This window comes from Janthinobacterium sp. TB1-E2 (genome assembly GCF_036885605.1).
Classification (GTDB): domain Bacteria; phylum Pseudomonadota; class Gammaproteobacteria; order Burkholderiales; family Burkholderiaceae_D; genus Janthinobacterium; species Janthinobacterium aestuarii.
Genome location: NZ_CP142523.1, coordinates 1,035,481 through 1,057,248, shown reverse-complemented (window position 1 = coordinate 1,057,248; position 21,768 = coordinate 1,035,481). Strand labels below are relative to the sequence as shown.

Annotated in this window: 20 protein-coding genes and 1 tRNA gene; 9 read left to right on the top strand and 12 right to left on the bottom strand. The window is 63.7% G+C overall.

Going from position 1 to position 21,768, the window contains the following annotated elements:
- Position 1 precedes the first annotated feature (1 nt).
- The 4 genes from OPV09_RS04745 to OPV09_RS04730 all read left to right on the top strand — a co-directional run bounded on the left by OPV09_RS04745 (position 2) and on the right by OPV09_RS04730 (position 2,994).
- Positions 2–565, top strand: a complete 564-nt coding sequence (locus OPV09_RS04745) for an aminodeoxychorismate/anthranilate synthase component II (protein WP_034753541.1) — start codon at positions 2–4, stop codon at positions 563–565.
- A 65-nt stretch (positions 566–630) separates the two neighbouring features.
- Complete coding sequence (trpD, locus tag OPV09_RS04740) at positions 631–1,674, top strand: anthranilate phosphoribosyltransferase (RefSeq protein ID WP_034753540.1); 1,044 nt, start codon at positions 631–633, stop codon at positions 1,672–1,674.
- A gap of 34 nt (positions 1,675–1,708) precedes the next feature.
- Positions 1,709–2,509 carry an indole-3-glycerol phosphate synthase TrpC gene (gene trpC / locus OPV09_RS04735; RefSeq protein WP_338680713.1) on the top strand — a complete coding sequence of 267 codons (801 nt, stop codon included), beginning with the start codon at positions 1,709–1,711 and terminating at the stop codon, positions 2,507–2,509.
- 20 nt (positions 2,510–2,529) lie between these two features.
- Positions 2,530–2,994 (top strand): energy transducer TonB, encoded by a 465-nt coding sequence (locus OPV09_RS04730; protein ID WP_338680712.1) that lies wholly within the window; start codon positions 2,530–2,532, stop codon positions 2,992–2,994.
- Here OPV09_RS04730 and OPV09_RS04725 read toward each other — a convergent pair.
- The 9 genes from OPV09_RS04725 to dkgB all read right to left on the bottom strand — a co-directional run bounded on the left by OPV09_RS04725 (position 2,945) and on the right by dkgB (position 13,678).
- Positions 2,945–4,147 carry a GGDEF domain-containing protein gene (locus OPV09_RS04725; RefSeq protein WP_331778571.1) on the bottom strand — a complete coding sequence of 401 codons (1,203 nt, stop codon included), beginning with the start codon at positions 4,145–4,147 and terminating at the stop codon, positions 2,945–2,947. The two genes, OPV09_RS04730 and OPV09_RS04725, sit on opposite strands and share 50 nt — an antisense overlap.
- A 189-nt stretch (positions 4,148–4,336) precedes the next feature.
- Positions 4,337–6,205 carry a M61 family metallopeptidase gene (locus OPV09_RS04720; protein WP_338680711.1) on the bottom strand — a complete coding sequence of 623 codons (1,869 nt, stop codon included), beginning with the start codon at positions 6,203–6,205 and terminating at the stop codon, positions 4,337–4,339.
- A gap of 27 nt (positions 6,206–6,232) precedes the next feature.
- Complete coding sequence (locus tag OPV09_RS04715; protein WP_338680710.1) at positions 6,233–6,841, bottom strand: nucleotidyltransferase family protein; 609 nt, start codon at positions 6,839–6,841, stop codon at positions 6,233–6,235.
- A 13-nt stretch (positions 6,842–6,854) separates the two neighbouring features.
- Positions 6,855–9,128, bottom strand: coding sequence for a xanthine dehydrogenase family protein molybdopterin-binding subunit (locus OPV09_RS04710; protein WP_338680709.1), 2,274 nt, complete (start codon positions 9,126–9,128; stop codon positions 6,855–6,857).
- Between the two features lie 10 nt (positions 9,129–9,138).
- Positions 9,139–9,597 carry a (2Fe-2S)-binding protein gene (locus tag OPV09_RS04705; RefSeq protein ID WP_034753534.1) on the bottom strand — a complete coding sequence of 153 codons (459 nt, stop codon included), beginning with the start codon at positions 9,595–9,597 and terminating at the stop codon, positions 9,139–9,141.
- 132 nt (positions 9,598–9,729) lie between these two features.
- Entirely contained in the window at positions 9,730–10,446 is a 717-nt protein-coding gene (locus OPV09_RS04700; protein ID WP_235194254.1) for a DsbC family protein, read from the bottom strand.
- A 171-nt stretch (positions 10,447–10,617) separates the two neighbouring features.
- Positions 10,618–11,856: an FAD-dependent monooxygenase gene (locus OPV09_RS04695; protein WP_338680706.1), complete on the bottom strand. Its 1,239-nt coding sequence runs from the start codon at positions 11,854–11,856 to the stop codon at positions 10,618–10,620.
- 66 nt (positions 11,857–11,922) lie between these two features.
- Positions 11,923–12,852, bottom strand: coding sequence for a TIGR03571 family LLM class oxidoreductase (locus OPV09_RS04690; RefSeq protein WP_338680705.1), 930 nt, complete (start codon positions 12,850–12,852; stop codon positions 11,923–11,925).
- A gap of 1 nt (position 12,853) precedes the next feature.
- The gene (gene dkgB / locus OPV09_RS04685; RefSeq protein WP_338680704.1) at positions 12,854–13,678 is read right to left on the bottom strand and encodes a 2,5-didehydrogluconate reductase DkgB; all 825 of its coding nucleotides are present in this window, start codon (positions 13,676–13,678) and stop codon (positions 12,854–12,856) included.
- Positions 13,679–13,864: 186 nt separating this feature from the next.
- Between dkgB and OPV09_RS04680 the strand changes: the two genes are divergently transcribed.
- A tRNA-Phe gene (locus OPV09_RS04680) sits at positions 13,865–13,940 on the top strand.
- Positions 13,941–14,123: 183 nt separating this feature from the next.
- Positions 14,124–15,101, top strand: coding sequence for a hypothetical protein (locus OPV09_RS04675; RefSeq protein WP_338680703.1), 978 nt, complete (start codon positions 14,124–14,126; stop codon positions 15,099–15,101).
- A gap of 76 nt (positions 15,102–15,177) precedes the next feature.
- Here OPV09_RS04675 and OPV09_RS04670 read toward each other — a convergent pair whose 3' ends face one another.
- Complete coding sequence (locus OPV09_RS04670) at positions 15,178–15,717, bottom strand: DUF2058 domain-containing protein (protein WP_034753528.1); 540 nt, start codon at positions 15,715–15,717, stop codon at positions 15,178–15,180.
- A 264-nt stretch (positions 15,718–15,981) separates the two neighbouring features.
- Between OPV09_RS04670 and OPV09_RS04665 the strand changes: the two genes are divergently transcribed.
- Positions 15,982–16,287, top strand: coding sequence for a PsiF family protein (locus OPV09_RS04665; RefSeq protein ID WP_034753527.1), 306 nt, complete (start codon positions 15,982–15,984; stop codon positions 16,285–16,287).
- A gap of 48 nt (positions 16,288–16,335) precedes the next feature.
- Here the strand turns inward: OPV09_RS04665 and OPV09_RS04660 are convergent, their stop codons facing one another.
- Together OPV09_RS04660 and ptsJ are read right to left on the bottom strand one after the other, a co-directional pair.
- Positions 16,336–17,055 (bottom strand): glutamine amidotransferase-related protein, encoded by a 720-nt coding sequence (locus tag OPV09_RS04660; RefSeq protein ID WP_338680700.1) that lies wholly within the window; start codon positions 17,053–17,055, stop codon positions 16,336–16,338.
- Positions 17,056–17,085: 30 nt separating this feature from the next.
- Complete coding sequence (gene ptsJ / locus OPV09_RS04655; RefSeq protein ID WP_338682229.1) at positions 17,086–18,387, bottom strand: transcriptional regulator PtsJ; 1,302 nt, start codon at positions 18,385–18,387, stop codon at positions 17,086–17,088.
- 90 nt (positions 18,388–18,477) lie between these two features.
- Between ptsJ and OPV09_RS04650 the strand changes: the two genes are divergently transcribed.
- Both OPV09_RS04650 and OPV09_RS04645 read left to right on the top strand, forming a co-directional pair.
- Complete coding sequence (locus OPV09_RS04650; RefSeq protein WP_338680699.1) at positions 18,478–19,284, top strand: YggS family pyridoxal phosphate-dependent enzyme; 807 nt, start codon at positions 18,478–18,480, stop codon at positions 19,282–19,284.
- A gap of 134 nt (positions 19,285–19,418) precedes the next feature.
- On the top strand, positions 19,419–21,683 hold the full coding sequence (locus tag OPV09_RS04645) for a putative bifunctional diguanylate cyclase/phosphodiesterase (protein WP_338680697.1): 2,265 nt from the start codon (positions 19,419–19,421) through the stop codon (positions 21,681–21,683).
- Positions 21,684–21,768 lie beyond the last annotated feature (85 nt).

The window sequence follows — 21,768 nt, the reverse complement described above, 5'->3', positions numbered from 1 at the left end:
GATGCTGCTCATGATCGACAACTACGACTCCTTCACCTACAACATCGTGCAGTATTTTGGCGAACTGGGCGAAGACGTGCGGGTCTACCGCAACGATGAAATCACGATCGAACAGATCGAGGCGCTGAACCCGGACCGCATCTGCATCTCGCCCGGCCCGAAAGCGCCGGCGCAGGCTGGCATTTCGGTGGCAGTGCTCAAGCACTTTGCCGGCAAGAAACCGATACTGGGCGTGTGCCTGGGCCACCAGGCCATCGGCGAAGCGTTTGGCGGTAAAGTCATCCGCGCCAAGCAAGTCATGCATGGCAAGACTTCCCTCATCGCGCATACAGGCGTGGGTGTCTTCAAGGACATCCCCAGCCCCTTCACAGTGATCCGCTACCACTCTTTGGCGATCGAACGCGCCTCGCTGCCTTCCTGCCTGGAAGTGACGGCGTGGACGGACGACGGCGAAATCATGGGCGTGCGCCACCGGGAATACGATATCGAGGGCGTGCAGTTCCACCCCGAATCGATCCTCTCGGAGCACGGCCACGCCCTGCTGAAGAATTTCCTCGAGCGCTGATCCCATGCGCACGCCACGGCGTGCCATCAGTGTCCTCCTGCGCCATCATTGAAGAAGGAAGCATCATGCCGATCACCCCACAAGAAGCCCTGCTGCGCTGCATCGAACACCGCGAGATCTTTCACGACGAAATGCTGTACCTGTTCCGCCAGATCATGTCCGGCGAAATGTCGCCCACCATGATCGCGGCCCTCACCATGGGCCTGCGCGTGAAAAAGGAAACCATCGGCGAAATCGCCGCCGCCGCGCAAGTGATGCGCGAGTTTTCCACCAAGGTGCCCATGGCCGACACCACCAACCTGCTCGACATCGTCGGCACGGGCGGCGACGGCGCGCACACTTTCAACATTTCCACCGCCTCGATGTTCGTGGCGGCCGCCGCCGGCGCGCGCGTGGCCAAGCATGGCGGGCGCAGCGTGTCGTCCTCGTCCGGCAGCGCCGACGTGCTCGATTCCTTGGGCGTCAACATCAACCTGCAGCCCGAGCAGATCGCCCAGTCGATCGCGCAAACGGGCATCGGCTTCATGTACGCGCCGAACCACCATGCGGCCATGAAGCATGCGGCGCCCGTGCGCAAGGAGCTGGGGGTGCGCACGATTTTCAATATCCTCGGGCCGCTGACCAACCCGGCCGGCGCGCCGAACATCTTGATGGGCGTGTTCCACGCCGACCTGGTCGGCATCCAGGTGCGCGTGCTGCAGCGCCTGGGAGCGCAGCATGCGATCGTCGTGTATGGCCGCGACAATATGGATGAAGTGTCGCTCGGCGCCTCTACCCTCGTGGGCGAGCTGGTCAACGGCGAAATCCGCGAATATGAAATCCATCCGGAAGACTTCGGCATGTCGATGATCGCCAGCCGCAACCTGAAAGTGGCCGATTCCACCGAATCGAAAGCGAAGATGATGGAAGCGCTGCGCGGCGAGCCTGGAGCTGCCGCCGACATCGTCGCCCTGAACGCGGGCACGGCGCTGTATGCAGCCGGCGTGGCCAGCTCGATCGAAGACGGCCTGGCGCGCGCGCGCACCGCCGTCAGCTCGGGCGCCGCGCTGGCGAAACTCGACCAATTCGTGCAGGTGACGCAGCAGCTGGGCACCCCGGCGCAAGCGTAAGTCCTCCGTCCTCCTTTATAGAATAGCGACCATCATGTCCGACATACTCGATAAAATCCTGGCCGTAAAAGCCGATGAAGTGGCCAAGGCCAAAGTCCGCCGCAGCCTGGCCAGCCTGCGCGGCGATGTGGAAAGCGACAGCGAACTGCGCGCCGGCCTGCGCGGCTTTGAAGCAAGCCTGCGCCAGCACATCGCCGCCGGCAAGCCCGGCATCATCGCCGAAGTGAAAAAGGCGTCGCCGTCGAAAGGCGTGATACGCGCCGACTTCCGCCCTGCCGACATCGCCGCCAGCTATGCCCAGCATGGTGCGGCCTGCCTGTCCGTGCTGACGGACGAGCAGTTCTTCCAGGGCTCCGTGGAGTATCTGCAGCAGGCGCGCGCCGCCTGCGCCATTCCCGTGCTGCGCAAGGATTTCATGGTCGACATGTACCAGATCTATGAAGCGCGGGCCATGGGCGCCGACTGCATCCTGCTGATCGTCGCGGCACTCGACCATGGCTTGATGGCGGAGATGGAAGCGTGCGCCCACGAACTGGGCATGGGCGTGCTGATCGAAAGCCACGACGGCGAAGAACTGACGGCGGCCCTCAAGCTCAAGAGCGCGCTGATCGGCATCAACAACCGCAACCTGCGCACGTTCGAGACGTCGCTGGAAACGACACTCGGCCTGCTGCCGCGCATCCCGCAAGACAAATTGATCATCACGGAATCGGGCATCCACAGCACGGCCGACGTGCAACGCATGCGCGATGCGCACATCCACAGTTTCCTCGTGGGTGAAGCGTTCATGCGCGCGCCAGACCCCGGCGTGGAACTGGAACGCCTGTTCAGTTAAACCATGGTAGGCTGGCAGCCATGAGACACGCGATCACCGTCCTTGCCGCCGCCAGCCTGCTGGCAGCCTGCCAAAGTACGTCGCCGCCAGCGGCGAACATGCCCACGTCCACGCCCTCTCGCACGCCGGCCGCGATACAGCTGGCCGCCAGCATCGACGCCTACAAATCGCTGGTGGCGCAGCAGATCATGGCGGCCAACGCTGAATACACGTTCATCGGGCGCCTGCCGCCCATGCTGCCGGCCATCGTCGTGCTCGACCTGAGCGTTGGCCCTGACGGCGAACTGAAAAACGTACACGTGCACCGTTCGCGCAACAGCGAAGCATCGGCCGCCGCGCTGGCCGCCGTGCGGCGTGTGCAAACCGCGTTTCCACCGGCCGAACACCTGATGCGCCGCCACGCCCGGACCTTCGATTTTTCCGAAACCTTCCTGTTCAACGACCAGTACCGCTTCCAGCTGCGGACATTGTCCGGCCCTCAGTAAGCGCGCAAGCATCGAGTTCGATGCGGTCGCGTCCCCGCTCCTTGGCCAGGTACAGGGCCGCATCGGCGCGCGACAGCAGCTGTTCCAGCCCTTCCACCACCGATGCCTGGCAAGCGACGCCGATGCTGACCGTACACGGTGGCAGCCCCGCATGACTGGGCTCGTGCAGCAAGGCGCGGATGCGTTCGGCCACGCCCAGCGCATTATGCGCCGGCATGTCCGGCATCAGCACGACGAACTCCTCGCCGCCGAAACGCGCCACGCAATCCGATTCGCGCAAGGCGCTGCCGATAACGGCGGCCACGTGCGCCAGCACCTGGTCGCCCACCGCGTGACCGTAGCGGTCATTGATCAATTTGAAGTAATCGAGGTCAATGCTGAGCAGTGTCAGCGGCAAACGGCGGCGGCGCAGATTGCCTGTCTCGCGCGCATAGGCGTCGCCAAAGCCGCGCCGGTTCAGCACCTGCGTCAGCGGATCGTGGGTCGAGCGGCGTTCCAGTATCTGCTGCAGGCGGCGCGTGGCCACCGTCATGAAGCCCACCGTCAGCAGCAGCGCCATGAAATTGGCGACCGCCAGATAGATGCCGGCCGGCGTGCCGGCCACCATCAGGTTCACGCTGGCGCCGCCATGCAGCAAGGCCGACACGCCGCGCGCCAGTACCACGACAGCTTGCATCAGCATCAGCGCGCCAAAGAAAAAACTGGAAAAGTGGCGCTCGCCATGGCGCCACACCAGCTGCACCTGGCGCGCATAAAACAGGAAGACCAGCAGGGAAAAGACCGCCACACGCACCGAGAAATCGGGGCGCGCCAGCAGCCACCAGCTATTGCCGGCGATGGCCAGGGCAAGTATCAGCAGATAGGCGCGGCGGCTGGGCGCCAGGCCGAAGAATTTCTCCGTGCCCAGCATCGACAGGCCGATGCCGGCCACCAGCGCCGCATTGGCAGCGATCATGGACAATGCCGGCGGCAGCACCTCGCGGGTGCCGAACAGCAGGGACGCGCACACCAGCAACAGCAGACCGGCCGCCCAATGCCCGAGACCCTGCACCTCGCGCCGGAAGCTGCGATACACCGAAAACATGACGATGCTCATCGCCCCGCACATCAGGGTCGTCATCAGCATGATGGTTCGGGGATCGAGGGTTTGCACGTTGGGCGCGATCTAAAAGAAGCAGTTCGGCAATTTTAGTTTAGTTAAAGAAAAATTAGTTCATTTGCAGTAAATATGATGGCAAGAGGCCAAGGCGGCCGGCGGATACGCTGCATTGAGAAATTGCAGCCTGAAATAGAAAACCGGCCAGTGACGGCCGGTTTTCTGTCTTACCGCATGACGAACAGCTTATACAGCGCTAGGGCGCTTCGGTCCCGTGGCTTTCTTTGGCGCCGGCAGCAGGGCCAGGCTGACGCCCGGCACGCGGTCGCCCTGCAGCACGGCCGCGAACGTCATCAGCTCGTCGCGGCGGAAGGCGTGAACCGCCACCGTGGCGCCGACGGCGTAGCGGCCCAAGAGGGTGTCCAGGTTGGTGCCCGTCACGCGCAAGCCATCGACGGCCACCAGCACGTCGCCCGCCGACAGGCCGGCTGCATGGGCAGCCCCGCCCTGATGCACCTGCGCCAGTTTGGCATCGTTGCCGTCGCGGCCCAGGTTGACGTCCAGGCTGGCTTTTTCCGCCTTGCGCGCGTCGCTGTATTTCACGCCGAATGGTGCCAGCAGGCGCGCCAGCGGCACGTCGTCCGTACCGCGGATGTAGCGCTCGAAGAACGGCTTCATGCGCGTGCCGGAAACTTCATCGAACAGGGCTTCGACTTCGGCCGGCGTCACGCCGCGCGCTTTACCCTTGTAGAAATCGCGGCCATAGCGCTGCCACAGCGCCTGCATCACGTCGTCCAGCGACTTTTCGCCATTTGTCTTGCTGCGGATCGTCAGGTCGAAGGCCAGCGCGATCAGCGAACCCTTGGTGTAGTAGCTGACGATGGCGTTCGGCGCGTTTTCATCCTGGCGGTAGTACTTGCCCCAAGCGTCGAAGCTGGAATCGGCCACGCTTTGCTTGGTGCGGCCGCTGCCGCGCAAGACGCTGTTGACGGTTTTCCCGAGCAGCTTGAAATAGGCCGCTTCATCGATCAGGCCCGCGCGCACCAGCATCAGGTCATCGTAATAGCTGGTGAAGCCTTCGAACAGCCACAGCAGCGGCGAATAGCTTTCCGCCTGCAGGTTGTACGGCGCAAAGGCGGCCGGCTTGATACGCTTGACGTTCCAGGTGTGGAAGTACTCGTGGCTGCACAGGCCCAGGAATTTCAGGTAGCCATCGCCGATCTCGGTGCTATTCGACGCTGTCGTCGGCAGGTCGGCGCGCGCGCAGATCAGCGCCGTCGAGGCGCGGTGTTCGAGCCCGCCGTAACCGTCGCCGACGGCCATGGTCATGAACACATAGCGGTCCATCGGCGCTTTTTTGGTTTTCGGCTCGAAGAAGGCGATCTGCGTTTCGCAGATGGCTTTCAGGTCGCGGCACAGACGGTCCAGGTCCAGGTTCGGCACCTTGCCCGTGACGACGATATCGTGCGGCACGCCATGCGCGGTAAAGGTGGCCAGCGCGAAGTCGCCCATCTCCACCGGGTGGTCGATCAGCTCATCGTAGTTGGCGGCCTGATAGCTGCCGAAGCCATAGCGCTTCGCCTTGAGTTCCGGCAGGGTGGTGGCCACTTTCCAGGTCTTGCAGGCCGCATCCTTCGGCTGCACGATGTGCACTTCATGGGCATCGGATTCCTGGCCCAGCACGCGCAGGAACACGCTGGTGCCGTTGAAGAAGCCGTGATTCTGGTCCAGGTGGGCGGCGCGCACGGACAGATCCCATGCATACACGTCGTATTCGACCGTCAGCGGGCCCTTGCACGGCGCGGCTTGCCACGAGTGCTTGTCCAGTTTGGTCAGCGCCACGGCCTTGCCCTCGGACTCGGCGCGGATGCTGACGATATTGCGCGAAAATTCGCGGATCATGTAGCTGCCCGGGATCCAGGCCGGCAGGGACAGGACCTGGCCGATGGCGGCCGGCGACTTGACGGTCAACGTCACCTTGAACATATGGCCGGCCAGGTCCGCTGCGGCGATGCTGTAGATGATGCCGGCGGCCGGTGTGGTTTTCACTGCGGCTTTGCTTGTGGCTTTGCCGGAGGCTTTTGCGGTGATTTTTTTAATCGGTGCTTTCTTCATTTTTTCCTCGTGTCTGGCATGGATGTTCTACAATCGCCCGGGCGCGCCATGCACCGGCGACAAATCGTCAGGTATATCAATATCGCGCAAGATACCGCCGTCGTCCACTGTCACTTCGCACACGGCATGGCTGTTGACGATGCTGCGCGCGCCCTGGTCGCCATCGAGCGCCAGCAGCAGCGGCAAGTGATAGGCGCCAAACGCGACAGGATTGCCGCGCCGTCCCTCGAACACGGGCACGGCGATGTGCGCGCCATCGCCAATGGCTTGCGACAAGGCGGCGATTGTAGCCGCTTCCACGAAAGGCATGTCGCCCAGGGCGATCAGCCAGCCCGGCGCGCCGCGCACGTAATCGATGGCGCAGGTGAGCGAGGCGGCCATGCCCGTGTCGGCGTCATGGCAGACGCGCACTTCGCAACCGAGCGCGCCGAGCACGCGCGCCACCTGCGTATCGTCTGCGCGCACCACGGCAAGCACGCGCGGCAAGGCCGCCAGCATGGCTTTTGCTGCCGCCACCACCACGGGCAATCCCGCATGCGGGCCTTCGGCCAGCGGCTGCAATAATTTGTTCTGTACGCCGGAAGGGTCGAACCTGCGTCCCCTTCCGGCTGCCAGCAAGATGCCGGCCGTACTCAAAAAACCGCTGCCGTCATGCGGCCGCCAGGTCGAACGGCAGCTTGCGCAGGCGCTTGCCCGTCAAGGCGAACAGCGCATTGGCAAAGGCAGGCGCCAATGGCGGCACGCCCGGCTCACCCATGCCCGTCGGCGCGTCGCCCGACGGCACCAGGTGCACCTCGATCACCGGCATGTCTTGCATGCGCGGCACCGGGTAGTCGCCGAAGTTCTGCTGCTCCACCACGCCATCCTTGAGCGTGATGGCCGCGCCGGGGATGGTCATGCCCAACGCCATCAGCGCGGCGCCCTGCACTTGCGCCTCGATCGTCAAGGGGTTGACGGCCAGGTTGCAATGCACGCCCGCCCATACCTGGTGCAGCTTGGGCGCGCCTTCGACCACCGACGCCGTCACCACGTAGGCGACGACGGAATTGAACGACTCGTGCATGGCCACGCCCCATGCCTGCCCTTTCGGCAGCTTCTTCTTGCCATAGCCGGACTTGGCCACGGCCAGGTCCAGCGCGGCGACGTGGCGCGTGTGCTTGGCGTCGATCAACTGCTTGCGGTAGGCAACGGGGTCCATCTTCGCCACGTGCGCCGCCTCGTCGATCAGGGTTTCCATGACAAAGGCCGTATGCGTCGAGCCGACGGAGCGCCACCACAGCACGGGCACGTTCGCCTTGGCCGTGTGCACCGACAGCTTCATCGGCAAGGTGTAAGGCTCGCCCATGCCTTCGACCATGGTGCCGTCGACGCCATTTTTCACCATGAAGGCTTCGAACGGCGTGCCGGCCATGATGGACTGGCCCACGATGGTGTGGTCCCAGGCGAGGATCTTGCCCTTGGCGTCAAGGCCGATCTGCGCGCGGTGCACGTGCGACGGCCGGTAGTAGCCGCCCTTGATGTCGTCCTCGCGGCTCCACATCAGCTTTAACGGACCGCTCTTGCCCGCCGCCCGGTATGCCTTGGCGACGTTGACGGCTTCGACCACATAGTCGGACGAGGGCACGGCGCGCCGGCCGAAGCCGCCGCCCGCCATCATCGTGTGCAAGGTCACCTGCTCCGGTTTCAGGCCGGAAGTCGCGGCAATCGCCGCCTGGTCGCCCGTCTGGAATTGCGAACCGACCCACATCGTGCATTTGTCCGCTTGCAGATCGACGACGCAGTTGAGCGGCTCCATCGGCGCGTGCGCCAGGTAGGGGAATTCGTACACGGCTTCGATCTTTTTCGGCGCCTTGGCCAGCTTGCCCATGTCGGCAGGCCTGGCGATGGTGCCCGGCGTTTTCGCCAGCGCCTTGAAGGCGGCCAGCTGCCTGTCGCTGCTGACCTTTTCCACCGCGCTCGTATCCCATTCGATCGCCAGCGCGTCGCGCCCCTGCTTGGCAGGCCAGTAACCGTCGGCGATGACGGCCACGCCGCTGCCGCCACGGTCCGTCTTCACTTCCAGCACCTCGAGCACGCCCTTGATGGCTTTCGCCTTGCTGGCGTCAAATTTCGCCACCTTGGCGCCAAACACGGGCGGGCGCGCCACCATGGCCACTTTCGCGCCTGGCGGCTTGAAGTCGATGCCGAACTGCTGCTTGCCCGTCGACTTGGCGGACGCGTCGAGGCGTTTCACGGGTTTGCCGATGATGGAAAATTCGCGCGGGTCTTTCAGCTTCACGGTGGTGGGCACGGGTTGGCGCATGGCCGCGTCGGCAAACTCGCCATACGTCGACTTTTGTCCGCCGGGGCCATACAGCACGCCTTTCGCGGCGCGTACCTGGTCGGGTTTGACTTTCCACTGCGCGGCAGCGGCGCCCACCAGCATGGCGCGCGCCTTGGCGCCGATTTCGCGGTACTGCGTAAACGAGTGGGCGATGCTGCCCGAGCCGCCCGTCATCTGCATGCCGTAAGCGGCATCCTTGTACTGCTCGCCGGCGGGCGCCAGCGCGCCGTGCACCAGGCTCCAGTCGGCGTCGAGTTCCTCGGCGATCAGCATGGGCAAGCTCGTTTGCACGCCCTGGCCAAATTCCAGCCGGTTCACCTGCACCGTCACCGTGTTATCGGGAGCGATGTGCAAAAAGGCGTTCGGCGCATACACGGGCTTGGCGGGTGCGGCATCGGCCGCCTGCGCCAGCTTGCCTGCGCCGGGCAGGAAAAAGCCCAGCATCAAGCCGCCGCCGGCCACAGCGCCGGCTTTCATGAAACCGCGCCGCGACACGCCATCGGCCGCGCCAACCACAGCCACCGGCGCCGATGCCAACGCCGCGCCCAGGGTCACCCCGCCATGCTGCAATGCTTCCTGATTCAACCATTCGATACGCATGCCGTTCTCCTCAGGCCAGGGTCTTGGCCGCGTCCTTGATGGCCGCGCGGATCCGTTGATAGGTACCGCAGCGGCAGATATTGCCGCTCATGGCGCCATCGATGTCGGCATCGCTGGGCGCCTTGTTGGTGCGCAGCAGCGCCGTCGCGCTCATCACCTGGCCGCTCTGACAGTAGCCGCATTGCGGCACGTCGTGGCGTACCCATGCCGCCTGGACAGCCTTGCCCACCTGGTCGTTTTCCATCGCTTCGATGGTGGTGATCTTTTGCGCGCCCACCGAGGAAATCGGCGTGATGCACGAGCGGATCGGCTGGCCATCGAGGTGCACCGTGCAGGCGCCGCACAGGGCAGCGCCGCAACCGAACTTGGTGCCCGTCATGTTCAGGTTATCGCGCAAGGCCCACAGGATGGGCGTGGAAGGATCGGCGTCGACTTGCGTGTCGCGTCCGTTGATATTCAAGGTAATCATCTGCTGCTTCCCCTTTTTTGGATTGTTATGGCGTCTACGAACAACACTTGATGATACGACAGCGGAAAAAAACGCAAAAAAAAGCGCGCCTTGCGAGGGCGCGCCGTCCAGCCTTCCTGGCGACAGCCCGGATTACTTAATGGTCGAGAATTTCTGTTCCAGCGTTTTCGCATCGACCGCGCCCGGAATGCGGCTGCCGTCGGCGAAGAAGATGGCTGGCGTGCCCGAGACGCGCAGCTGCTGGCCCAGGGCCAGGATTTTTTCATGCGGGTTGGCGCAATTGGCGGCCACCGTGGCTGGCGCCTTGCCGTTCAACATCCAGTCATCCCAGGCCTTGTTGCGGTCCGGCGCGCACCACACATTGCGCGACTTGACGATCGAATCGGGCGACAGGATGTTGTACATGAAGGTGTAGACGGTGACGTTGTCGATTTCCTTCAAAGCGTTCTGGCGGAAGCGCTTGCAATAGCCGCAGTTCGGATCTTCGAACACGGCGATCACGCGCTTGCCATTGCCCTTGACGGTTTTCATGGCCGAATCGAGCGGCAGGTCGGAGAACTTGATGCGGTTGACTTCGTCCAGGCGCACCTTGGTGAGATCCTGCGACGTCTTGGCGTCGAAGACGTGGCCGACGAACAGGTATTGCGCGCTCTTGTCCGTGTACAGGATGTCGCCACCTGTGCGCACTTCGTACAGGCCGCCGTACGGCGTTTCCTTGACCGAATCGACCTTGGCGCCTTCGCCCAGGCGCGGCTCGATCAGCTTTTTGATGTTCGCTTCCGTCGGCGTTTCGGCGCCAGCGCACGACATCATCAGGCCCGAGGCCATCAGCAAGGCGATTTTGCTCATGCTTCTGTTCATTGTTATCACTATCACTTCTCCACTTGAAACGCCCGGCGAAACTGGCAGGGGGCCCGGCGCCATTATCTCTTTAATAAAACGAGCGCCGCAGACCAGCTGCGGCGACCTTGAATTTTCACTGCTGCCATTATCCGGCGATATCTTAAGATACGCTGATATTTACTGATGTCCCAATGCGTGCGAAATCATTTTCCGCTTCAGCGCAGGTAATTTATCCAGCAAGTTTAATCCCAAATTGCGAACCACGCGCAACGGTTCCAGATCGGCGCCAAATAATCGCGCCAGGCCATCGGTGGCCAGCTGCATCAGCAGCACGTCTTCCTTGCGCGCGCGCGCATAGCGGGCCAGCACGCGTTCGTCGCCGATGCCGCGGTGCGCTTCGCGTTCGCCGATCGTCTTGACCAGCTGCGCCACATCGGCAAAGCCCAGGTTCATGCCGTGGCCAGCCATCGGATGGACCACGTGGGCGGCGTCACCCACCAGGGCCACGCGCGGCGCCACCATGGCGTGCGGGCGCATCAGGGTCAATGGGAAGGCACGTACCAGCTCCGGCTGCAGCGGCGTGAGTTTACCCAGCTTGTCCTGGCAGTATGCGGACAAGCGCGCGGCCAGGGCATCGGCCGGTTCGGCCATCAAGGTATCGGCCAGCGCATCGGGCGCCGACCAGACGAGAGAAACGCGGTCGCCCGGCAGCGGCAGCAGCGCGACGATGCCTTCGCTGCCCGTAAACCACTGGTGCGCCGCGCCATGGTGCGGCTTTTCGCAGGCGAAGTTGCTGACCACGCCGCGCTGGCCATACGAGCGGTAATCGAGACCGATGTCGCACTGGCCCCGCACCCACGACTGGGCGCCGTCCGCGCCCACCACCAGCGCGCAGGTGATGGTGTCGCCGCCATCGAGGTGCACGATGGCCGAGTCGTTCGTCCATTCCAGACGGCTGGCGCGGCCCTGAAGCACGCTGACGTTCGGCGCGAATTTCAGGGCAGCGTCCAGCGCCTGGCCCAGGTTGCGGTCTTCGATGATCCACGCCAGGCTGCCCACATGGGCGCCGTAGGCGTCGAAACCGAGTCCGCCCGCCTGCGCGCCGTCGCCGTTGACCAGCATGGCGTCGACGGGCGCCACCCTGTCGGCCTCTAAAGCGCCCCACACCTTCAGCGAAGACAGCAAGTCGTGCGCCGTGTGATTGAGCGCATACACCCGCACGTCCCAGCTGGCTTCGACCGGCTTGGCGGCCGAAGCGGAGGCCGGCGGGCTCGCCGGAGATAACAGGGTGACGCTTTGTCCTGCCTGGGCAAACGCCAGCGCCGTGGTTTTCGCGATGGCGCCGTTGCCGACGATGCAAACGTCGCTGTGGCTGTGCATGAAGCGCCGCATGGTAGGGGGAGTGGGACTGTTCATGCGGCCATTATAGCGTTTGCCCCACCTGTTTCAGATAGTCCGGAAGTACAGAACGCGTGCCTCAGATCAAGCGGCGCCATGAAAGACGGGCAACACGTGGTCCGCGATCTCCTGCATCGTCTCGGCCAGCGGGCGGCGGTTCTGCCGCAGCTGCAAGCTGATGTGCCGCACGCCGGCCGCGCGCATGGCGTGCAGCTCGGCGATCAGGCCATCGCGTCCCATGCGCCCGCCGAAGCGGAAGCGCTGCAGCGGCAAGCTCGGATCTTCATCCAGATCCAGGTGGATGAAGCTGACATATGGCTTGTCGTCGCCGGCCACGGCGCGCCATTGCGCCGCGCGCCGCGCATGGTCTTCCGGCGTGCCCGGATAGGCGAGCCAGCCATCCATTTGCGCGCCGATCCAGGCGGGCGACTGCTGCGCCAGCCCCGCCACCAGCAGCGGCAAGGGTGCGGCCGGTTTCGGCAGCAATCGGATGCCGGGCGGCAGGTGCGTCTCGCCCCAGTCGCACAGCATGGCGACCTGCTCGCGGAAGGCGGCGCCGCGCTGCTCGAAATCGCGGCCGAACACGGGATACTCGACGGGCCGGTCGCCGCTGGCCACGCCCAGCAGCAAACGCCCGCCGCTCAACTGGTCGACGCTGGCCGCCGCTTTTAACGTCAGCACCGGCTCGCGCAGCGGCAGCACCACGGCGGCCGTGCCCAGCAAGATATTCTCCGTGATGCCGGCCAGGTAGCCGAGGTACGTAAACACCTCGAAGACCTGGGCCGCGTCGCCGAACGACGGGTCGTACAGGGGTACGTCGCGCAGCCACAAGGCCCGGAAACCCAGGCGGTCGGCCAGCTTCGCCAGCGCAGCATGCTGTTTCAGGTCAGGTTCGCCCGGCACGCGGCCGGACGCCGCATTCGCCTGCCGCCCCATGGACGACCAGTCATTATCGAGCGGCAGTTCCAGGCCGATACTGAAACCGCCCTGCCCCAGCTTCATCATGGCGCCCATCTCAATCCCACTGCGGCGCCAGGCCGTCCGGGTTGGCCAGGCGCTCGCCCCGCTCCAGGGTCGCCATCTGCGCCATCTCGTCCGGCGACAGGGTGATGCGCTGGAAATGCAGGTTCGCTTCCAAGTTGGCGCGTTTGGTCGACGACGGAATCACGGCAAAGCCCTGCTGCAGCGACCAGCTCAGGGCCACTTGCGCCGGCGTCACGCCGTGCTTTGCGGCGATGGCCGCGATCACGGGGTCCGCCATCACCTTGCCATACGCGAGCGGCATGTAGGCCGTGATGTGGATGCCCTGGCTGCGCGCGAAATCGATGACCTTGCGGTTTTGCAGGAACGGGTGGATCTCGACCTGCTGCGTGGCGATTTCCGATGCGCCCACCGTATCGATGGCTTGCCGCAGCTGCGCATTCGTGAAATTCGATACGCCGATGGCCTTGGTCAATCCCTGCGCCTTCGCCTGCGCCAGCGCTTCCATGTACTCGGCCACGGGAATCGCGTTGTTCGGCGACGGCCAGTGGATCAGGGTCAGGTCCAGTTGTTCCAGCCGCAGCTTGCGCAGGCTGTCCTTCAGGCTCGGAATCAGCTTGTCGCGCTGCAGATTGTCGATCCATATCTTGGTCGTGACGAACAGCGCGTCGCGCGGGACGGCGCTGGCGGCGATCGCCTGGCCCACTTCGGCTTCATTGGCGTAGATTTGCGCCGTATCGATATGGCGGTAGCCGATGTCGAGACCCGCGGTGACGGAATCGATGACGACCTGGCCCTGCAGGCGGAAGGTGCCCAGGCCGATTTCAGGGATGGCGGTGTGATTGGTGGTGGTATTCATGCGGCAGTCCTCTCAAATACATGTCGATGACGACACTATGCGCCCTTCCTTTGTTGAGAAAAATACCGTTTATATCAAATCATATTTGATCCACAGGCAAGTAAAATGATGCCCATGCAGGAAATCCAGGAAAAGTCGTCGCCGGCTCTTGCATTCCCGTTTTGGTCTGCTATAATTCGCCACCTTGGCCTGGTAGCTCAGTCGGTAGAGCAGAGGATTGAAAATCCTTGTGTCGGTGGTTCGATTCCGCCCCGGGCCACCAAGAATTCAGCAGCACCTATCAAAAACGCCACCTTCGGGTGGCGTTTTTGTTTGTGGCGCCGTCACATTCCCTCCCAGCTCATCATCCGGCACCATTGCACAAGACGCCGGCATCCCTGACACAGGATTTTCCCCACGGGAACATGTTAAGATTAATTAAAGATTAACGCCCGTATCAAGGAACATGACCGTGAAACAATGTTTATTACTGGCTGTTGCCAGTGCCCTTGCCAGTACCGGGATGGCGCAGCCTGCGCAAGTTGCAGAACAGGTGACAACGTCGTCAAGCGCCACGCAGCAGGAACCTCAGCGCGCAATCCCACTCAGGCCATGGGAAAAAAGGCTGGCAGCGTCGACGTTTTCCATGCAGATGCTGGCAAGCGGCCGCATTGATCCCGACTACCCTGGCTTGCCGCTTGGCCTCGCCGTGACCGCCATACAAAAATTCTTGGCCGACAAAAAAGGCGAATTCGAATCGACGGCTGATTATCAGCGTAGAAAGACCGCTGCCCTGGATGAAAAAATCATCGGCAACTCAAGCTTGAATGACTGGTTTGCCTTGGTGACCCCGGTCAAGAATAACGAACAATCCTCAAATGCCATCAGCTACGAATTCAATGCGAATACAGGAAAAGTAAAGCTCTTTGTCTTGCCTTACTCTTTTGAGCTCAATGGTATCGGCGCTCCTGACTACGACCTCAACAAACTGCGATACAAGGGCCTGGATCAATTTCAATTGAGTTCCAAACTGAAATCAAAAGGTCCGTACAAGGGGCCTGGCAGCTATCGCGCAAAATACCCCATCGAAGAAACCGACACGGCAAGGCTGGGCATTGCAGTCAATCGCATCCCGTTCCTGGATTTTCAGCGTGACAATTTTCAATCTAACAAGAAACCAGTAGTCCAGTTGACGATGGAAAATGCCGTCGCGGAAAAAGAGCTACCCGTCTTGAAGGCGCTGCTCGTGATGAAAGTGGCGGCGCCTTACCTGGTCTATGATTTCTACCGGTCCGAGTTTACTCCGGACAGAACGGACATGAAAACAATACAAAGCATTTACCTTGCCGGCAATATGGCTGGCATTATTTTTTACTCCGGCATCACTGGCGATATCCTGGGGCGATTACCTGCGGGATTTGGCCTGCCTGTCGCACCGAATTAATGCAAAAAAAAGCCAACCCGAAGGTTGGCGTTCTCAACACGCAAGGCGGCCGCCTGCGGCCAGCCACACATCGTTCTCACCACATCAAATCATCAGGAATCTGGAACGCCGCGTACGGATCATCCTCATCGACTTCCGTGCTGGCCTGCTTGACGCGCACGACGATGGCGGGGTCGCGTTCGGCGATCTTGTCGGCGATGATGCGCGGCACCAGTTCCACGGCGCCGCCCAGGCAGACGATCACCAGACGGCCCGCCACCAGATGGGCTTGCACGGCAGCCGTCACGTAGATGCGCTCGATCTTGTTGTTGAACGTGAAGTTATACGGCACGTCGCCGTTGTTGCCCTTGCTCTGGCGGTTCTTTTGCACCATTTGCGCGATCTGCGCCACGATGGCTTTCTGGTTGGCGGCCGCGTCGCGCTGGGCATTCAGTTCGCGCGCGCGTTCCGCGTTCTTGCGCTGCGTCTCGAGCGCGGCCAGGCGCACTTCGTCGACGCTTTGCGTGCCGCTCTTGCGCTCGTCCTTTTTTTGCTTGCTCTTGTCCTGGTTGGCCAGCTTGACCTTCTTCTTGTCGACCAGGCCGGCCTTTAAAAACTGCTCTTGCAACGAGACCATAACTACTCCGTATTGAGGGTGCGCCGGCCAAGGCAGTGGCATCGGCCGGTGGAAAGTCGCTAGCATAGCAAAAAACAGGGGCACTGCCGCCGCAACATGGCTGCCCGGGCCAGCCAGCGGGCGCCTTGTGCCTGTCAGTAACAAAAAGACACACTCGAGTGGAAATTTTGTTGATAAATGTCATATAGTTAGTTACGTTCTGCATACCGGCATTGCCTGCCGCTTGCATGTCCCCTTCCACCGCCTGCGCCTAAAGGATTTACCATGAAACAATTCATCGCCCTCTGCATCGCCGCCGCGTTTGCCAGCACCGCCTTTGCCGCCGCACCGGAAGCGGCGCCCGTCGCCAAGACGGCCCAACAGTCAAAAATGACCACCTGCAATGCGGATGCCGCCGGCAAGAAAGGCGATGAGCGCAAGGCCTTCATGAAGGAATGCCTGAGCGCCAAGCCGGCGCCGGCCATGACGCAGCAAAACAAGATGAAAGCGTGCAATGTCGACGCCAAGGACATGAAAGGCGACGCCCGCAAAGCCTTCATGAAGGAATGCCTGAGCGCGCCGAAGAAATAAGCGCCTCGCCTGCCTGTCCCCGCAACGCCAGCATCATGCTGGCGTTTTTTATTGCGCTGCGTAATCCTGCATCAGCCGGTCGAGGAAAACAAACAGCTGGCCGTTCATGGCTTGCCAGTCGTGGGCGCGCAAGGTCGCTGGCTGCTGCACGTAGCGGTGCGATTCCAGCGTGGCCAGTTCTGCTTCCGACGCGGCGATCAGCAGCTCGACCACCTCCGGCGTGAACTCCATATGGCACTGGAAGCCGTACACCAGATTGCCGTATTCGACGATCTGACGGGGGCAGCCTTCGCTAGAGGCGATGACCTTCGCGTTGCCGGTCAGGCCCGGCATGTCGCTGTGCCAATGCCCCGTTTCCAGGACGTCGCCAAAATGGGCGAACTTGTCGTTCGCCTTTCCGTCTGCCGTCAGCATGATGGGGAACTTGCCGATCTCCTTTTCAGGGCTGTGCGCGTGCCGTGCTCCCAGGGCCGCGCCGATCAGCTGCGCGCCCAGGCAAACGCCGACGACGGCCTTGCCCGCCGCGGCACAGGCGGCAATCAAGGCCTGTTCGGCTGCGGCGTCGAAATGCGGGCATTCCTCGCGCGTCGTCGACGGCGACTGCGGCCCGCCCATGACGACCAGCAGGTCGATGTCCGCGATGGAACCGGGCAGCGGCTCATGGGCATGGACGCGGGAATACGTGGCCTCGTGGCCGCGTTCACGCACCCATGTTTCATAGGCCCCCGGCGCCTCGAATGCTTCATGCACGACGAAATGGACTTTCATGATGTTCCCTTCTGTAGCGAGTAACTGAAACTATGACCGGCCCAGCACCTGGGCCAGCACCGCGGCGAACGCCTGCGCGCCCGCGTCATCGATGGTCGACACGGTGATCCGCAATCCCTGCGCCGGCGCCTGCACGCCGAAGGCTTCGCCGCCGCGCACCAGCCAGCCATGCCGGGCCAGCGCCAGCACGGCCGCCTGGCTGCTGTCCGGCAGCGGCAGCCACAGGTTCAGCCCATCGGCGGGACTGGCGCAGACCAGGCCTTGCGCCGCCAGCGCCGCCGCCACCATGTCGCGTCGGCGCGCATAGTCGGCGCGGGCCAGGACCACCTGCGCGGACACGTCGGACGACGACAGGCAGGCGCTCACGGCATCCTGCAAAAGATGGCTGACCCAGTTCGTGCCGGGCGCCAGTCGCAAGCGCAAACGCTGGGCCGTCTGCCCGTCGCTGGCGACAACGGCCAGGCGCAGGTCGGGGCCGAAGATCTTCGATACCGATCGGACCAGCGCCCAGCGCCGGGAAGCAGGGGGTATCACGTCCTGGTAGCCGGCCGTGGACAACAGCGAGAAATGGTCGTCGACGATGACCAGCACGTGCGGATAGGCGGCCAGCACGGCGCGCAGCTGATCCGCGCGCGCCGCGCTCAGGCTGCAGCCGGTGGGATTGTGCGCGCGCGGCGTCACGATGACGGCTTGCGCGCCTTGCGCCAGCGCCCGTTCCAGCGCCCCGGGCTGCATCCCCTCGGCATCGACGGCCACGCCAACGGCGTGCAGTCCGGCGATGCGCAAGGTGTTGATGCTGCTGACGAAACAAGGGTCTTCCACGGCCACCTTGTCGCCCGCGGCCAGGTGCGCCCCCAGGAGGCGCTCGACCGCATCGACCGCCCCATTCGTCACGGTGATGTCGTGGCCTCCGGGACAATCGCCGGCCAGCCAGCGACGCGCCAGCACTTCCAGTTCCGAATCGACGATGGCTTCGCCATACAGGCGCGGACGGTATGGCTTGCGCGCCAGGGCCGCGCCGACATCGGGCAGCCAGGCCAGATTCGGATTGCCGCCGCCCAGGTCGGCCAGCGGCGAGCCGGGCAGCAAGCCTTCCTGCTCGCCGGGATCGCGCTGCGCGCGGATGGCCGTGCCCAGACGCCCTTGCGTGACCGCGATCCCGGCCGTCACCAGGCGCTGGTAAGCCAGCGACACGGTATTGCGGTTGACGCCCAGGGTCGCGGCCAGCTCGCGCACGGTCGGCAGCTCCTGGCCCGGCAGCAACTCGCCCGCCTGCGTCAGCGCGCGGATGCTGTCGAACAGTTCCGCGGCGGTTTTCCCGGCAATCTTCACGATAGTCTCAGACATGATATATTTTGGCATAGGACAATAATACACCACTCCCGCGACTGCTGCCGCTAAAGGCGAACACAAGGCTGACACATGAACACAGACACTCCCCTGCTCACCCCCACCATGCATGAGCGGCATGGGCGCTGGCCGCAAGCCGTGTCGATGGACGACTTCCGCCGCAACCTGGCAGAAGTCCACGCGCGCATGGCCGCCGCCTGCCAGCGGGTCGGACGCGATCCGGCCGGCGTGCGCCTGCTGCCGGTCAGCAAGACCAAGCCCGAGGCGAGCCTGCGCCTGGCCTACGCCGCCGGTTGCCGCATGCTCGGAGAAAACAAGCCGCAGGAGGCGGGCCGCAAATGGGAAGCGATGGCGGACCTGGCCAACCTGCAATGGTCGGTGATCGGCCATTTGCAGACCAACAAGGCCAAGCTGGTGGCGCGCTTTGCCAGCGAATTCCAGGCGCTCGACAGCCTGCGCGTGGCCGAGGCGCTGGAACGTCGCCTGCAAGCGGAAGGGCGCGGGCTCGATGTGTTCGTGCAAGTAAACACCTCGGGAGAAGCCAGCAAGTACGGCTTGCCGCCGGACGAGGTGGCCGCTTTCCTGCACCAGCTGTCCGCCTTCCCGGCGCTGCGCGTGCGCGGGCTCATGACCTTGGCGCTGTTGTCGGCGGAAGCCGTGCGCGTGCGCCGCTGCTTCGTGCTGCTGCGCGAATTGCGCGACCGGTTGCGCCAGGGCGCCCCCGATGGCGTCAGCCTCGACGAGCTGTCGATGGGCATGTCCGGCGATTATGAAATCGCCATTGAGGAAGGCGCCACCGTCGTGCGCGTCGGCCAGGCCATCTTCGGCGCGCGCGATACGCCAGATAGCCACTACTGGCCCACGGCGCAAACGGACTAGGCGGCCCTATGCGCCTTGTGGTCGCGCCGTCAATCATGCCGAATGATCAAGATGACATGCTGAAAGATACCGCGTAATATTTTTACCATACTGCTCAGCTCGGCAGCAGAGCTCCCTGAGGAAAGGACGGCAGCGTGGCCGCGTCAAACGATCTCGCGCACTGGCGCGGACAGATTTTTACGCGCCTGCTGCAGGCGGTACTGCTGCTGGGCATCGCCACTGCCATCCCCAGCGCCCTGCTGGCTGCGCGCGAAGCTATCTGGTCCATAGTAGCCCTCGACTTGCTGGCCATCGGCTGGATCGGCCTCATCTGGCATCTGCGCGCCATGCCCTACCGCTGGCGCGTGTGGCAATTCCTCATCGTCGCCTATCTGGTGGGCGTGGGCCTGCTGATGAAAATCGGCCCCGTCAGCCAGATCTACATGATGCTCATGCCCGTGCTGGCGGCCCTGCTGCTGGGCATGCGGCCAGCCTTGTCGACCCTGGCGCTGACGTCGCTGACCATCTTTCTGCTCGGCCTGCATCCCGACGTGGAACTGCAATTGCGCGGCGTACCCGATTCGCCCGTGCTGCGCGCGCTGATCGTGGCCCTGAACTTCCTGTTCATCGCCGCCGTACTGACCCTGTCCTGCGCCTTCCTGCTGCGCCACCTGGAACGCAGCAGCCAGGCCCTGTCGCAGCTGAACGCCGACCTGCGCTTGACGGCCACGGCGCTGGCCCGCCTGAACGACATGGTGATGATCGCCGAAGTGGCCGATACCGCGTTAGGCGCGGGTACGGTGCCCGCCACGCGCATCATCTTCGTCAACGACGCCTTCGAGCGCAGCAGCGGCTATGCGCGCGCCGAAGTGCTGGGCCGCAGCCTGCTGTTCCAGCAAGGCCCCGCCACCGATGCGGACGAACTGGCGCGCGTCGCCGCCGCCATGGCCCGCGCCCAGCCAGCCAGGGCGGAATTACTGAATTACAACAAGGCCGGCAAGGCGTACTGGGTCGAGGCGGAACTGGTGCCATTTACGGATGCGGATGGCAAGCAGACGCACTGGGTGGCCGTCGAGCGCGAAATCGACGAGCGCAAGAAATCGGAAGCGGACATCCACCGCCTGGCCTTCTACGATGTGCTGACGGGCCTGCCCAACCGGCGCCTGCTGATGGACCGCATCGGCCACTTGCTGGCCGCCGCGCCGCGCAACCAGTCCATCAGCGCGCTGATGTTCATCGACCTCGACCACTTCAAGCACATCAACGACGCGCGCGGCCACGCCACCGGCGACGCGCTGCTGCGCCTGGCGGGCGAACGGCTGGCGCAGCTGATGCGCAAGGCCGACACAGTGGCGCGCATCGGCGGCGATGAATTCGTCGTGCTGCTGGCGCACCTGGCCGATGACCTGGACAGCGCCGCGCGCGCCGCGGCCCAGGTAGCCGAGAAAATCCGTGCCGCCATCGCGCGCGACTTCGAGATCGGCGCGCAGTCCTATCATTGCAGCGCCAGCATCGGCGTGACCCTGCTGCCGAAAATGGAGCAGCAGGCGCACGACCTGCTGCGCGAAGCGGACATCGCCATGTACCGCGCCAAGGCCGAAGGGCGCAACGGCATCGCCTTCTTTGAAGCGGCCATGCAGGCGGGCGTGGAGCGCCGGCTGACCCTGGAACGGGCGCTGGCGCGCGCCCTCGATGACCATGTGTTATGCATGCACGTGCAGCCGCAGGTCGACCGTCACGGCCGGGTCACGGGCGCCGAATTGCTGATGCGCTGGCCGCAGGCGGACGGCACGTACATCGCGCCGGATATCTTCATTCCCATCGCCGAGGAATCGGGGCTGATCGTCAAGCTGGGCCACTGGGCGCTGCGCGAAGCATGCCGCGCCGCCAGGGTGCTGGCGCAGGCGGGATCGCCCGTCGCCCTGTCCGTGAACGTCAGCCCGGCCCAGTTTCGCCAGCCCGATTTCGCTTCCCGCGTGCAGGCGGCGCTTGCCGAACACGGCACGCCGGCCGGCGCCCTGATCCTGGAATTGACGGAGGGTTTGCTGATCGACCAGCGCGACGCCTCGTTGGCGCGCATGCGCGAACTGGCGGACCTGGGCATCCGCTTTTCCATCGACGATTTCGGCACCGGCTATTCCAGCCTCGCCTACCTGACCTCGATGCCGCTGTATGAACTCAAAATCGACAAGCGCTTCATCGACGACACGCCGCACGATGCGCGCGACACGGCCATCGTGCAAGCGATCCTGGCCATGGCGCGCCATCTGGGCTTGCGCGTCGTGGCCGAAGGCGTGGAAACGCAGGAGCAGGCAGACTTCCTCATCGCCCACGATTGCGACGGCTTGCAGGGCTTCCTGTATGCGCGGCCGATGCCGCTCGCCGACTTTCTCGCCTGGCTGGCCCGGCACCAGGCTTAGCTTTCCGACATTTCCTGCACGCAACTCCTCCGCTAGAATACCGGCCTCATAGCCTGTACCTTCATCATCCCCTTTGATTAAAGTG